Below are 14,459 nucleotides of genomic sequence, written 5' to 3' on the forward strand. Positions count from 1 at the left end.
CTGTGACCCTGCGACAAAAGGAGTTTTGTCATGTCTGAACAAACACTTGGAGTACACTCGGAAACCGGCACCCTGCGCCAGGTCATCATCTGCCGGCCGGGGCTGGCTCACCGGCGGTTGACGCCGTCCAACTGCGATGCCCTGTTGTTCGATGATGTGTTCTGGGTCAAGCAGGCCCAGAAAGATCATGACGTGTTTGCCGAAATCATGCGGGGCCGGGGTGTCGAGGTGCTGGATGTTAACGAGTTGCTGGCGGAAACCCTGGCGGTTCCAGAGGGCCGGGCCTGGATTCTCGACCATCGGATCAACTGGAACCACATTGGCGTGGGCATGGTGTCGGATCTGCGGGCCTGGATGGATGAACTGCCCGAAAAGGCACTCGCCGAATTCCTGATCGGTGGCCTGGAGGTGGGGGATCTGCCATTCGATCCCGTCGGTCTGTTTGGCAACCACCTCGGGCGTTTCGGCTTTGTTCTGCCGCCACTGCCCAACTTCCTGTTCACCCGTGACAACAGCGCCTGGGTATATGGCGGGGTCACCCTTAACCCCATGTACTGGGTTGCCCGTAAGCCTGAAACCCTTCTGATGGCCGCTATCTACCGATTCCACCCGAAATTCGCCGGCAAGGTGAACGTGCACTGGGGCGACCCACTGGAAGACCATGGCCTGGCCACCCTGGAGGGTGGGGACATCATGCCGCTGGGGAACAGAACGGTTCTGGTAGGCATGGGCGAGCGATCCTCTCCCCAGGCCATCGGTCAGCTGTCGAAAGCCTTGTTTGATGGCGGCATGGTGGACCGGGTGATTGCCTGCCAGTTGCCCAAAACCCGTTCGGCCATGCATCTGGATACCGTGTTTACCTTCTGTGGCGGCAATGTGGTTACTGCCTTCAAGGAGGTGGCCGATGCCGTGATCTGCTACGACCTGCGCCCCGGTGAGGGAGCGAAGACGCTGGCCTTCAACCAGGATTCCCGGCATCTGTTCGAGGTGGTTGCTGAAATTCTCGGCTACCCGGCCCTGGAAGTCGTGGCAACCGGCGGCGACACGCCGGAAGAACGCGAGCGGGAACAGTGGAACGACGGCAACAATGTGCTGGCCCTGAGCCCTGGTGTGGTTGTCGGCTACGACCGCAACGACGATACCAACGCGGCGCTTTCTGCCGCGGGTATCGAGGTTCTGGCCATACCCGGTGCCGAGCTGGGACGTGGCCGGGGCGGGGGTCGGTGCATGAGTTGCCCGACCATCCGGGACGCGATCTGAGAGCCAGGGAGAAACGTTATGGCATTCAATCTCAAGAACCGACATTTTCTTACCCTGCGGCATTTCAGCCCCAGGGAAATCGCTTTTTTACTGAAGCTGTCTGCGGATCTGAAGACGGCCAAGTACGCGGGCACCGAAGTGCCCAAGCTCGAAGGCAAGGATATCGCTCTGATCTTCGAGAAGAATTCCACGCGGACCCGGGTCGGGTTTGAAGTTGCTGCCTTCGACCAGGGGGCGCGGGTAACTTACCTGGGGCCGACCGGAACCCACATTGGCCACAAGGAATCAGTGAAAGACACTGCCCGGGTTCTTGGCCGGGTTTACGATGCCATTGAGTATCGGGGATTCGGACAATCGGTTGTGGAAGAGCTGGCACAGTACGCCGGCGTGCCGGTCTACAACGGGCTCACCAATGAATTTCACCCCACCCAGATCCTGGCGGATTTTCTGACCATGCAGGAGCATGTGGAAAAGCCGTTGCGGGATGTGGCCTACGTGTTCATCGGCGATGCCGCCAACAATATGGGCGACAGCCTGCTGATCGGTGGCGCCAAGATGGGCATGGACGTGCGCTTGTGCGCACCAAAAGCCTGCTGGCCTGGCCAGACCGTTCAGGAGGAGGCCCGGGCGCTGGCGGCCGAAACCGGAGCGCGCATTACCATCACGGAGGATGTTGACGCCGCCGTTTCCGGCGTCGATTTCGTGTATACCGATGTCTGGGTCTCGATGGGCGAACCGAAAGAAAAGTGGGCCGAACGGATCAAATTGCTGATGCCTTACCAGGTGAATGCGGCCCTGATGGCCAAAACCGGCAATCCGCGGGTTCGGTTCATGCACTGTCTGCCGGCCTTTCACAACACCGAGACGGTGGTGGGGAAGGAGATTCAGGAGACCTATGGCATCGACGCCATGGAGGTGACTGAAGAGGTTTTCGAAAGCCCCGCTTCGATTGTTTTCGATCAGGCCGAGAACCGCATGCACACCATCAAGGCCGTCCTCGTGGCGACCCTGGGAGGCTGACATGCTGGTTGTGGCAGCGTTGGGGGGGAATGCCCTTCTGAAACGCGGGGAGCCGCTGACTGCAGGGGTCCAGCGCAACAATGTGCAGATTGCGGCCCGATCGCTGGCCGCGGTTGTCCGGGCCGGCCACGACCTGGTGGTTACCCATGGCAACGGGCCCCAGGTGGGGCTGCTGGCTTTACAGGGCGCCTCCTACAAACCGGATGAGGCTTACCCGCTGGATGTCCTGGGAGCGGAAACCGAGGGCATGATCGGCTACATGATCGAACAGGAACTGGAGAACGCCCTGGAACATGACCGGCCTGTCGCAACCTTGCTGACCCAGGTCGTGGTGGATCCCAGAGACCCGGCTTTTGAAAAGCCGACCAAGTTTGTCGGGCCGGTCTACGATCGTGAAGAGGCCGAGCGCCGGGCCGCCGGTGCGGGCTGGAGCATTGCGCCGGATGGCGACAAGTGGCGCCGGGTAGTGACTTCGCCCAAACCCCTGGAAATACCGGACATGCGCGTACTGAAGTTACTGCTCGACCAGGGCGTGGTCGTGGTGTGTGCGGGGGGTGGGGGAATACCCGTGCTGCGGAGGGACGATGGCAGCTTGGTAGGTATTGAAGCGGTTATCGACAAGGACGCCGCCAGTGCCTTGCTGGCCAGCCAGCTTGGAGCGGACGCGATGCTCCTGTTAACCGATGTGGATGCTGTCTACCGGGATTTCGGAACCGATCATTCGACGCCGCTTGCCGAACTGACAGTGGCTCAGGCCCGGGCCCTGGAGATGCCGGCCGGATCCATGGGCCCGAAACTGCAGGCCGCCTGCGATTTTGCCGAGGCTGGTGGGATAAGCGGCATCGGCCGGTTGCAGGATGCCGTGGCTATCCTTGACGGCTCGGCGGGCACCCGCGTATCGGCCGGCTAGCTGTTCCTTCCGTGTTTTCCGGGTCCAGATTCTGATAATATTTTGTTATTAGGTAATAACCAGAATTTTCCGGAGGTGCCTTATGGGGCGAATGGCTGCCGCAGGATTGCTTGTAACTCTCGGCCTGCTGGCCCAGGCGGCGCTCGGACAGCAGGCGTCGCCTTCCCGACCGGCGACGACAGCGGTCGTCGAGCTCAGCGAGCTGCAGGAGACCGTGCACCTCGATGGCGTCATTGAAGCCGTACAGCAGAGTACCGTCTCGGCCCAGACCAGTGGCACGGTCCAGAGCCTGCCTTACGACGTGGATGATTCCGTTGCGGCCGGTGATCTGATTGTCCAGCTGGAGGACAGTGAGCAGCGATCCCGTTTGCGTCAGGCCCAGGCCGGGTTGGAAGAGGCTGAAGCCGCATTGGCGGATGCGAGGCAGCGGTTTGAGCGTATTGAAGCGGTGCACGAACGGGGTCTGGTGTCCCGGCAAGAGTTCGATCAGGCCCGTAACAACCTCGCCGCCGCCCGGGCAAGGGTGGAGCGAGCCAAAGGTGCGGTTTCCGAGGCGCAGGAGCAACTCTCCTATACCCGCGTGCTGGCTCCTTACGGTGGCATTCTCACCGAGCGCCATGTCGAGGTTGGCGAATCCGTCAATCCCGGTCAGCCGTTGCTCAGTGGGTTATCCCTGGAACAGCTTCGGGTTGTGGTTGACCTTCCCCAGAAATACGCCAAACTGGCCCGCACGGAGCGTCAGGCGCAGGTTACCCTGGCCGATGGCCGGGTGCTGGAAACCGGTGAGATGACCTTCTACCCCTATGCAAATCCGCAAACTCACACCTTCCGTCTGCGGATGCGCCTGAGTGAACCCAACGGCTCCCTGTTTCCCGGCATGCTGGTTAAAGTCAGCGTGCCGGTTAACAGCCGGGAGGCTCTGTGGGTGCCGGCCAGCAGTCTGATTCAACGCAGCGAGCTCAGAGCCGTGTTCGTGCTGGACCAGCAGGATCAGCCCCGGTTGCGCCAGGTACGCACGGGGGTGCGGGATAACGGCAGGCTCGAGATCCTGGCCGGCCTCAGTGAAGGCGAGCGTGTGGTCACGAACCCCTCCGAACTGGTGGGCAGCGATCGTTTGAATCCGGCTGAAGGCGCGGTCGAGGAGTCGAATCCGTGAGCCGTGATTTGCCGCCCGTTGGCCCATCCGGGGCCATTGCCCGGGTTTTTCAGAACAACCACCTCACCCCGTTGCTGGCCATTCTGGCGATCATTCTTGGTGTGCTGGCGATGGTGGTCACCCCGAAAGAGGAAGAACCCCAGATTGACGTCACCATGGCCGACATCATGGTGGCGTTCCCTGGCGCCAGCACCCGCGAAGTGGAAAGTGCCATCGCCACGCCAGCCGAACAGGTGATGAGCGAGATCCAGGGCGTGGAACACGTCTACTCGGTGTCTCGCCAGGGCCAGGCGGTTATCACGGTTCAGTTTGAGGTGGGCATTCCACGTCAGGAGGCCCTGGTGCGGCTCTACAACCAGGTGTATTCGAACCAGGACTGGCTGCCGGCCAATCTGGGTGCGACCCAGCCGGTGATCAAACCCAGAGGCATCGATGATGTTCCGGTGATGACCCTGACCCTCTACGATCCGGTCAACGGCCACACGGGTGAGGAACTGACCCGCCTGGCGCACATGCTGGAAGTTGCCCTGAAGCGGGTTCCGGGCACCCGGGATGTCTATACCACCGGCGGCATTCCGGATCGCGTGGATATCCGTTTCGATCCGGCGTTGCTGGCTGGCTTCAACCTGACCATCGAGGATATTCGTAACGCCTTGGCCGCGGCCAACACCAGCAGCCAGGAGGCCCGGATTACCCGGGACAATCTGTCGATACCGGTCCAGGCCGGAACGCTTCTGGAAACGGTGGCGGATGTCCGGCGTCTGGTGGTGGGTATGCACAACGGCGCTGCCGTTTACCTGGAGGACGTGACGGATGTCAGCCGTGGTGGCACCGTGGCGGATCAGAGTTTGATGACCGGATTCGGACCGGCCCATGGGGACGGCAAGGCTGGCCAGCCCGGCCAGGTTTACCCGGCGGTTACCCTGGCCATCGCCAAGAAGCCTGGCGAGAACGCCATCAATATCACCACGGCTATTGAAGAACGCCTGGCGCAGTTGCGTAACCGGGCCTTGCCGGAATCCGTGGAGGTGCTGGTGACCCGGAACTATGGCGTGACCGCCTCCCAGAAAGCCCGCAAACTGATTACCGATCTGATCTCTGCCACCCTGTGCGTCGTGCTGCTGGTTCTGGCGGCCATGGGCTGGCGCCAGGCTTTGATCGTCGGCATTGCGGTTCTGATTACCCTGCTGCTGACCCTGGTGTTTTCCTGGGCCTGGGGTTTCACCCTGAACCGCGTCTCCCTGTTTGCGCTGATCTTCTCCATCGGTATTCTGGTGGATGATGGCATCGTGATCACCGAGAACATCAACCGGCGGATCCAGAACTCCCGGCGGGCGGTGAAGGACATTATTCCCGTTGCCGTGGACGAGGTGGGCACACCCACCATCATGGCCAGCCTGACCATCATGGCAGCGCTGATTCCGATGGCGTTTGTCAGTGGCCTGATGGGCCCCTACATGAGCCCGATTCCGATCAATGCCTCCGCGGGTATGGTGCTGTCCCAGATTGTCGCCTTCGTGGTGGCCCCCTGGCTGGCTTTCAGGCTTCTCAAACACAAGAAGGGGCAGCAGGCTGCCGAAGCCGAGGAGGCGTCCAGCTCTGCGGATGGCGTTAGCCCCTTGTCCCTGCGAATTTTCCGGACTGTGCTCGGTCCGTTCCTGGGCGATCATCCCTGGCGGCGTCGTTTGCTGGCACTGGGCGTGGTGGGGCTGACCCTGGCTGCTACTTCGCTGCCGGTATTCCAGGCGGTGATCCTGAAAATGCTGCCGTTTGACAACAAGTCCGAGCTGCAGGTGGTGGTGGATATGCCCGAGCGCACGCCCATGGAGCAGACCCAGCGGGTGCTGATGGAAATGGGCAGCTATCTGGAGACGGTGGACGAAGTGGCCAACTGGCAGACCTACGCCGGCACCGCCTCGCCGATCAATTTTAACGGACTGGTGCGGCAGTATTACCTGCGTGGCGAGCCCTATCACGGCGATATCCAGGTAAACCTTATTCATGAGGAGAATCGGAACCGGCAGTCCCATGATATTGCCCAGTCCCTTCGGGATCCGTTGACCGAGATCGGTGAGCGGTACGGAGCCAGCGTGAAGATTGTCGAGGTGCCACCAGGGCCGCCGGTGCTTTCACCCGTGGTCGCGGAGATCTATGCGGTGGATGAAGACCGACGGGCGGCACTGGCCCGGCAGGTGGCCGAAGGCATGACCAGCGTCGATGGCCTGGTGGATATCGACACCACCCTGGAGGCACCCACACGGCAGTGGGAAGTGGTGGTGGATCGGGACCGTGCGGCACGGCTTGGTGTTTCCCAGGCCCAGGTGGTTGCTGCCCTTCAGACGGCCCTGGGCGGGACCAATGTCGGTTTCCTGCATGATGATCATGCCAAGTACCCGGTTCCTATCCGGGTGATTCTCGGCGAAGGCGACAAGGCCCAGCCATCGGTGCTGTTATCGCTGAAGGTGCGGAGCCGCAGCGGCGCACTGGTTCCTCTGGCAAGCATTGCGGACGTACGCGAAGCCGACTGGATGGGGGCGATCTACCACAAGGATCTGCTACCGGTAACCTACGTGACGGCAGACATGGCGGGGGAGATCGATTCGCCGCTGTACGGCATGTTTGCCATGGTCGAGCGCCTGAACCAGCAAGCGGGGGCCCCGGAGCAGTATTTCATCGACCAGCCCCCATTGCCGGAAAAGGGCACGCTCAAATGGGACGGCGAATGGCAGATCACCTACGAAACCTTCAGGGACATGGGCGCGGCTTACAGCGTGGGTGTGTTCATGATCTTTGTTCTGCTGGTGGCGCAGTTCCGTTCCTATATTCTGCCGCTGGTGATCATGGCGCCCATCCCGCTGACCCTGATCGGCATCATGCCCGGCCATGCGCTGCTGGGGCGCGAGTTCACGGCCACCAGCATGATTGGCATGATTGCCTTGGCCGGGATCATCGTGCGCAACTCGATCCTGCTGGTGGTGTTTATCCGGCAGCTGATTGAGGAGGGTGTCGAGCTTGATGAGGCGGTGGTCCTGGCGGGCGCGGTGCGCATCAAACCCATCGCGTTGACGGCGATCTCGGCGATGGTGGGTGCTTACTTTATTCTGAACGATCCGATTTTTAACGGCCTGGCGATATCGCTGGTATTTGGCCTGGCCATGTCCACCTTGTTGACCGTTCTGGTGGTGCCATTGCTTTATTACACACTGGCGCGTTGCAAGTGGGTGTGAGCTAAATTGATTACGCCTGGCAGGGAATCAGGGCGCTGTCGGAGCTGATGATGCGGTTACGTCCGGAATCCTTGGCGTGATAGAGGTGCTGGTCGGCCCGGCCGATCAGGCTGCGCAGATCGCCACCGTCCGGACCAAACTGGGCAATGCCGCCGCTGATAGTCAGGCCAATGGATTGGTCCTGATAGGGCACGGGGTGAGATTCAATCGCACCCCGGATCTTGTCTGCCACCCGATGAGCCTGGTCTGCGGTGGTGTTGGTGAGCAGAATGGCGAACTCCTCGCCACCCAGCCGGGTAGCCAGATCGGTTGCTCTGAGCGAAGCGCGCAGGGTGCTGGCGACATGCCTGAGCGCCAGGTCTCCGGCCTCGTGACCATGCTGATCATTAACCTGTTTGAAATGGTCCAGATCCAGTACCAGCACGGATAGTGGGGTTCCGTTACGGAGGCTGCGTTTGCGCTCCTGTTCAAACACATCGCTGAGGCGCGCCCGGTTGGCGAGGCCGGTGAGTGCGTCAGTTTGGGCCATTTTAAGCAGGCGTGATTCGGATTGCTCCCGAGTGATCTCGTAAATGTGAGAGAACGCGAGGATGGTCAGTGACATCAGCCCCATATTGGCAATTGGAAGGGGCTGTATCATGTCCGGAGCATCCTGGTATTTGAAAAAGAAGATCACGGCTGCCGTGCCCATGAACACGGCAGATACCAGCAGGCCCAGGCGCCGGCCCATCAGAAGGTGGGAAAGGATGGGAATCAACAGGACCCAGGCGAAGACCGTGGTGGTTGCCCGGGGTGATGTGAGTGCGAACATCATGGTGATGCAGAACGGCAGGATAAAGGCGAGAATCCAGCGTTCCAGGTGTCTCGTGTTGCCAATGGCCCAGAGGATGAAAACCGAGTAGCAGGCCATGCCAAGCTCGGCAAAGGCCAGGGGGTAATTCTCTCTCTGGACGTTGAGGGTAAAAAACAGCAGGCCGCTGATGGCGGTAAAGATCAGCAGCGTCTTCAGTACCGCTTTGCGGTAAGGACGGGCAAGGTGCTTCTGTGATTCCCTGTAGCTTTCCATGGGTCTGGTCTGAATGTCCGGCGCTCTGGGGCGATATGTACAAAGACAGTGCACATGCCGCAAGATCCGGGTATTAGATCAGAATCCATGCACAGTAACCGTCGATCTTAGACTAAAGTCTAGCGGGTGGGCCAGTAACGCTGCATTTCCACGAACAAGAAGGAGGCGCTCCAGGTGATCAGAACCAGCCCGGAGAGCGCTTCTATGCCGGTGAGGAAACGCAGGATGCCAAAGGGTTCGACATCCCCGTAGCCGACGGTGGTAAATGTGGTGAAGGAGAAGTAGACGCAGTCCAGGATGCTGCCGCTGAAATTGCCGCCAAGTTCGCCCCAGCCCTCGGCATGGTGCATGAGATAAAAAGCACCGGCAAAGATCCAGACTTGCAGGGTGTGTGCGGCGAGAACGCCGAATACGGCGGCAATCGACCGGAACCGATGGCTCTGCCGCATTTTCGACAGGAGTCCACTCAAATTAATCAGTACTTCGTGGTGGATCAGGACCACGACGGCAACGATCAACCCGTTGATCAGCGTTGCGTTCAGGAGATTGACATGATGTTCTACTGCCAAGACAGATACTCTCCGTTGCCATGAATGGAGGATACACTGCGTAAAATTGACGCAGGACCCAGGCTTGTCCGATCCGAAAAACGAGCCTTGATTGTATAGTAGTCTGAACCTAACAGCCCGACGGGCTTTTTTTACCTTAGCTGGCCAGCAAGTAATGTCCAAACGACTCATTCCCGTATTGATTCTCGCCGTCGGTATCGCCGGTTTCATGATTCTCAAGATGACACGCCCGGAGCCTGCAGAGGTCAGTGCCACCGAGCGGAGTTGGCGTGTTCAGGTTCAGCAGGTTGAGCCGGGAACCCACACGCCGGTTTTGCCCCTTTACGGAGAGGTTCTTGCGCCTGAGCAACTGACGGTAACCGCTACCCTGGCGGGCCGTATCGGTGCCAGACCGGTAACGGAGGGGCAGCGTGTCAGTGAGGGAGAGCTTCTGGTGGCTCTGGATGAGGCCGATATCCAACCCGCCCTGGCTCAGGCCGAGGCTCAGGTAAACGATCTGAAAGCCCAGATCCGATCGGAGCAGGTGCGCTATCGGAATGACCAGGCAGCGCTGGCCAGCGAGCAGGCGATTCGCGAGAATGCCCGCCGACAACTGGAGCGCACCCGATCGCTGGTTAGCCGGAACCTGGCCTCCCGCGAAGCTCTGGAGGCGGCTACCGATGCTGCCGCACGAGCCGAGCTGACAGTGAATACCCGGCAGCGCGCGATTGAAGAGCACCCGGCTCGGCTGCAGAGCCTCGAAGCAAAATTGGCCCAGGCCGAGGCAAACTTGCTCAGCACGCGGCGGGATGCCGAACGAGCCCGTATGGTTGCGCCTTTCGACGGCATGGTGACCGATATCCGGGTTGCCGAGGGAGATCAGGTAAGCCGAAACGAACCGCTGCTGTCGCTCTATCCCGTGGATGGTCTTGAACTCAGAGCTCGGGTCCCGGAAATGTTCCGTGGCGAGCTGCTGGATGCGCTGGCCCGCGGGGAAACCCTGACGGCCACCAGCGAGGGGGATCAGCACCGGTTCCGGCTCACCCGCTTCGCCGGCACCAGCGATGCCTCCGGTACTGAAGCCATTCTTGAACTTGAGGGCGAGGCCGGTGGAATACGGCCGGGGGGGCTGTTGCCCGTGACCCTGGAGCGGGCCGCCCGCAGCAATACCGTGTCGATACCGTTCAGCGCCCTCTACGGTGCCGACAGCGTCTACCTGATGTCCTCTGATGGCCGGATGGAGCGCGCCCGGATCGAGCGCATTGGCGAAGCCCGGGGTAGCAATGGCGAGCGTCGCCTTCTGGTGTCTGGCGAAGCCCTGGTGTCTGGCGCGCAACTGATCACCACACACCTGCCCAATGCGGTGACCGGCCTCAAGGTGGATGTCGCGGATTCCGGAGCTTCGGCACAATGAGGCGGAAAAAGGGCGTCATCGGTTTTTTTGTTCACCATCGGGTCGCTGCCAACCTGGTGATGCTGGTCATGCTGCTGGGTGGCGTACTGGCACTCACCCGCATGAATATCCAGTTTTTCCCGACTTTTGCCCTGGACGTGGTCAGTGTCCGCGTGGTCTGGAGTGGGGCCTCCGCCGAGGACGTCGAGCAGGGCATCACCAACCCCCTTGAGCAGCGACTGCGAAGCGTCGATGGTCTGAAGAAAATGACCTCCACCTCGGCCCAGAGTGTCTCGTCCATCACGCTTGAGTTCGAGGAGGGCACCAACCCGATCCAGGCCCTGGATGACGTGCGCCAGCAGGTGGACGAGTTCACCAACTTCCCGGCCGAGGCGGAGGAGCCCCAGGTCACCCGCATTGAACGTTATGAACCGGTGGCCCGGTTGCTGGTTTATGGGGATGTCGATCGCAGTGAGTTGCGGCAGATGGCGTACCGGTTTGAAGATGAACTGCTCCAGCGCGGCATTGACCGGGTGTCGATCCGCGGCCTGCCGGAACAGCAGATCAGCATTGATGTACCGGTGGAGCGGCTCGAGACACTGGGGCTTTCACTGGAACAGATAGCGGAACGTGTGGCGGCCATTTCCCGCGACCTGCCCGCGGGCATGATGGCGCAGCAGGACGCCACCCGGGAATTGCGCGCGGTTGAGCAGCGACGCAGCCCGCAGGAATTTGAGAACATTCCGGTGCTCAGTGGTGAGCGGGTTCAGCTCCATCTTGGCGATGTCGCCATCATTCGTCAGGAGGCCCGTGAGAGCCAGGTAACGCTGGAAAAGGACGGCAAGCCGGCGGTTGAGCTGCAGTTGCAGCGATCGGAAAACGGCAATTCTCTGGAAGCGGCCAAAGTCCTGGAAAACTGGCTGACGGATACTCGGCCGGTGCTGCCGCCAACGGTGGAACTGGAGGTGTACGATGAGACCTGGCAACTGCTGGATGATCGTATTTCCCTGCTGGTGAAAAACGGTCTGGGCGGTCTGGTGCTGGTGATCTGTCTGTTGTACCTGTTTCTGCCGGGTCGGGTGGCCCTGTGGGTGGCCGTCGGGATACCCACTGCCTTTCTGGCGGCCATGGCAGTGCTCTGGCTGATCGGTGGTTCCATCAACATGATTTCCCTGTTTGCACTGATCATGGCACTGGGGGTGATCGTCGACGATGCCATTGTGGTGGGCGAGGATGCCGATGCCCATGCCCGAATGGGAGAGGAGTCCATCTATGCCTCGGAAGGTGCAGCGAAACGCATGGTCTGGCCGGTACTGGCCTCGTCGTTGACCACCGTTGCGGCCTTCATGCCTCTTTTGGTGGTGGGCGGAGTCATCGGCAATATCCTGGGTGATATACCACTGGTGATGATCTGTGTTCTGGTCGCTTCGCTGCTTGAGTGTTTTATCGTGTTGCCCGCGCACCTGCGCCATGCCTTTGTACCCCGGCGCAAGAAAAAATCTCAGGCGTCGGAGCCGAAAAAGCCGGGCCCGATTGAACGTTTCCGGCAGGGCTTTGAACAGCGGTTCGACCGGTTCCGGGAAGGCCGGTTCCGGCGCTTCTCCCGATACAGTCTCCAGCATCGGGGCGCCACGGTCGCCAGTGCCCTGGCCCTGGCCATCGTGACCATCGGCCTGCTGGCCGGCGGTCGGCTGGGTTTCAACTTCTTCCCGACCCCGGAGCCCTCGGTCTTCTATGCCAACGCAAGCTTTGTGGCCGGGACCGATCGCGGCACGGTGGATGATTTCCTGACCCAGATGCAGACGACGCTCAATGAGACGGAAGAAGCCCTGGGTGGCGATTTCATCCTTCACGCCGTAACGACACGGGGTGCAACCCAGGGCGCCGAGGGCAGCTCCCGAAGTGGTGACGAACTGGGCTCAATGATGATCGAACTGGTGCCTTCCGACCGCCGTTCGGTGCGCAACCCGGAATTCATCACCGAGTGGCGCAGCCGGCTGGAGACCCCCGCCGGGCTGGACAACCTGACGATTTCCGAGCGCCAGGCCGGGCCTCCTGGCCGCGACGTCAACGTGCGGCTGACCGGTGAGAACGCTGAACGCCTAAAGCAGGCCGCCGACGAACTGGGGCAGGCGCTGTCGACGCTGCCTGGCGTACTTGATGTGGAAGATGACATGCCCTGGGGGCGGGAGCAGCTGATTTACCAGGTGAGTGCCTATGGTGAGGCGTTGGGGCTGACCACGTCGGATCTGGGTCGCCAGCTCCGGGCGGCCTTTGATGGTCGCATTGCCCAGATCTACCAGGATGGCCGGGATGAAGTGGAAGTTCGTGTACAGCTGCCACAAGATCAGCGCGAGCGGCTTTCGACCCTGTCTCGTATCACGATCCGGGTTCCGGACGGTCGTTTTGTGCCCCTGACCCAGGTTATGAACCTGGATCACCGGCAGGGTTTCCAGGCCCTGCGACACGCCGAAGGGCGACTGGCTGTTGAGGTGACGTCTGGGCTGAACACCCGGGTCAGCACCACCGATCAGATCCTCACCAGCCTTGAGGCCGAGGCCCTCCCCGACATCGCCAGTCGTTATAACGTGCGTTACAGCTTCGAGGGCCGGGCGGCCGACCAGCGGGAAACCCTGGGTGATATGCAAACCGGCCTGGTTATCGGACTGGCGCTTATGTACGTGGTGCTGGCCTGGGTGTTTGCGTCCTGGAGCCTGCCGCTGATTGTCATGGCCATCATTCCCTTTGCCCTGGTGGGCGCATTGTTGGGCCACTGGCTGATGGGGCTGCAGCTGACCATTCTCTCCCTGTTTGGCCTGTTCGGTCTGTCCGGGATTGTGGTCAATAACGCGATCATCCTCGTAGCCTTCTATAACCAGCAGCGGAAAAAAGGGCTGGACATCACCGATGCGCTCAACGAAGCGGCGGTACAGCGGGTTCGGGCAGTGATGCTGACATCGCTGACAACGATCGGTGGTCTTCTGCCCCTGTTGTTCGAGACGTCCCTGCAGGCCCAGTTCCTGATTCCCATGGCCACGTCCATCGCGTTTGGTCTGGGGCTTTCGACCCTTCTGGTGTTGCTGGTGGTTCCTGCCTTGCTTTCTTGGCTGGAGCAATTCCGGGAATGGCGCGCACGGCGGCATGGCGAGATGGCAGAGCCGATCGGGGCGCCCGAGTGACAGGACAAGCATGGTGGATTCTTTGCTATCGGCCCGAGGCCTGAACAAGCAGTTTCGCAGCGGCGATGAGCCGGTGCCGGTGCTTACCGATTTCTCGTTGCAACTCGGTGCGGGTGAATCGCTGGCGCTGACAGGCCGATCGGGGTCTGGCAAAAGCACCCTGTTGAACATCCTGTGTGGCCTGGAAAAGCCTGATTCAGGTACCGTTCAGGTGCTCGGAGAAACATTTGATGCCCGGTCAACGGAGGCCGCAAGCAAGGCCGACGCGCGCTGGGGCGGTCTACGCCGACAACAGATCGGTGTGGTGTTCCAGGAAGCCAATCTGATGCCCGCCCTGTCGCTGCTGGACAATGTGCGTTTTCGGGCCCGGCTTGCTGGTCAATCCGAGGACGATTGCCGGGACTGGCTGGAGCGACTGGGCATTGGCGAGCTTGCGGACCGCTTTCCGGATCAGGTGTCGGGCGGGCAGCGCCAGCGTGCCTCGCTTGCCATGGTCTTTGCTATGAAGCCGGCCCTGATTCTTGCCGATGAACCGACCGGCAGTCTTGATCGGCATACCGCCGAGGCGGTGATCGGCCAGCTTTTCGAGCTGCAGGCCCGTCATGGTTGCGGACTGATCCTCGCTACCCACGATCCCGAACTGGCTACCCGCTGCAGCCAGCATCTGGATCTGGGTCATCTGCCGCAAACCTGAGCCCGC

Annotated in this window: 10 protein-coding genes; 8 read left to right on the forward strand and 2 right to left on the reverse strand. The window is 60.9% G+C overall.

Features of this window, described 5'->3' with window-relative positions; genetic code table 11:
* Window positions 1-30: 30 nt before the first annotated feature.
* The 5 genes from AC5JQH_RS11175 (at window position 31) to AC5JQH_RS11195 (ending at window position 7,573) form a co-directional block, all read left to right on the forward strand.
* Window positions 31-1,260 carry an arginine deiminase gene (locus AC5JQH_RS11175; RefSeq protein ID WP_493805590.1) on the forward strand — a complete coding sequence of 410 codons (1,230 nt, stop codon included), beginning with the start codon at window positions 31-33 and terminating at the stop codon, window positions 1,258-1,260.
* A gap of 18 nt (window positions 1,261-1,278) precedes the next feature.
* Window positions 1,279-2,280 (forward strand): ornithine carbamoyltransferase, encoded by a 1,002-nt coding sequence (locus AC5JQH_RS11180; protein ID WP_008177136.1) that lies wholly within the window; start codon window positions 1,279-1,281, stop codon window positions 2,278-2,280.
* Between the two features lies 1 nt (window position 2,281).
* Complete coding sequence (gene arcC, locus AC5JQH_RS11185; RefSeq protein WP_493805591.1) at window positions 2,282-3,190, forward strand: carbamate kinase; 909 nt, start codon at window positions 2,282-2,284, stop codon at window positions 3,188-3,190.
* A gap of 82 nt (window positions 3,191-3,272) precedes the next feature.
* Window positions 3,273-4,346 (forward strand): efflux RND transporter periplasmic adaptor subunit, encoded by a 1,074-nt coding sequence (locus tag AC5JQH_RS11190; protein ID WP_082220559.1) that lies wholly within the window; start codon window positions 3,273-3,275, stop codon window positions 4,344-4,346.
* Window positions 4,343-7,573 carry an efflux RND transporter permease subunit gene (locus AC5JQH_RS11195; protein WP_493805592.1) on the forward strand — a complete coding sequence of 1,077 codons (3,231 nt, stop codon included), beginning with the start codon at window positions 4,343-4,345 and terminating at the stop codon, window positions 7,571-7,573. Before AC5JQH_RS11190 ends, AC5JQH_RS11195 begins: the two co-directional genes overlap by 4 nt.
* 10 nt (window positions 7,574-7,583) lie before the next feature.
* Here the strand turns inward: AC5JQH_RS11195 and AC5JQH_RS11200 are convergent, their stop codons facing one another.
* Together AC5JQH_RS11200 and AC5JQH_RS11205 are read right to left on the reverse strand one after the other, a co-directional pair.
* Window positions 7,584-8,639 (reverse strand): GGDEF domain-containing protein, encoded by a 1,056-nt coding sequence (locus AC5JQH_RS11200; protein WP_092031250.1) that lies wholly within the window; start codon window positions 8,637-8,639, stop codon window positions 7,584-7,586.
* 119 nt (window positions 8,640-8,758) lie between these two features.
* Window positions 8,759-9,208, reverse strand: coding sequence for a potassium channel family protein (locus AC5JQH_RS11205; RefSeq protein ID WP_104270473.1), 450 nt, complete (start codon window positions 9,206-9,208; stop codon window positions 8,759-8,761).
* Window positions 9,209-9,362: 154 nt separating this feature from the next.
* Here AC5JQH_RS11205 and AC5JQH_RS11210 point away from each other — a divergent pair, with 154 nt between their 5' ends.
* The 3 genes from AC5JQH_RS11210 to AC5JQH_RS11220 are packed head-to-tail and all read left to right on the forward strand — an operon-like array spanning window position 9,363 to window position 14,453.
* Window positions 9,363-10,601, forward strand: coding sequence for an efflux RND transporter periplasmic adaptor subunit (locus AC5JQH_RS11210; RefSeq protein ID WP_493805593.1), 1,239 nt, complete (start codon window positions 9,363-9,365; stop codon window positions 10,599-10,601).
* Window positions 10,598-13,759: an efflux RND transporter permease subunit gene (locus AC5JQH_RS11215; RefSeq protein WP_092031247.1), complete on the forward strand. Its 3,162-nt coding sequence runs from the start codon at window positions 10,598-10,600 to the stop codon at window positions 13,757-13,759. The genes AC5JQH_RS11210 and AC5JQH_RS11215 overlap by 4 nt, the downstream gene beginning before the upstream one ends.
* 10 nt (window positions 13,760-13,769) lie before the next feature.
* Window positions 13,770-14,453: an ABC transporter ATP-binding protein gene (locus AC5JQH_RS11220; protein ID WP_493805594.1), complete on the forward strand. Its 684-nt coding sequence runs from the start codon at window positions 13,770-13,772 to the stop codon at window positions 14,451-14,453.
* Window positions 14,454-14,459: the final 6 nt, after the last annotated feature.

The organism is Marinobacter sp. H13 (assembly GCF_059072335.1).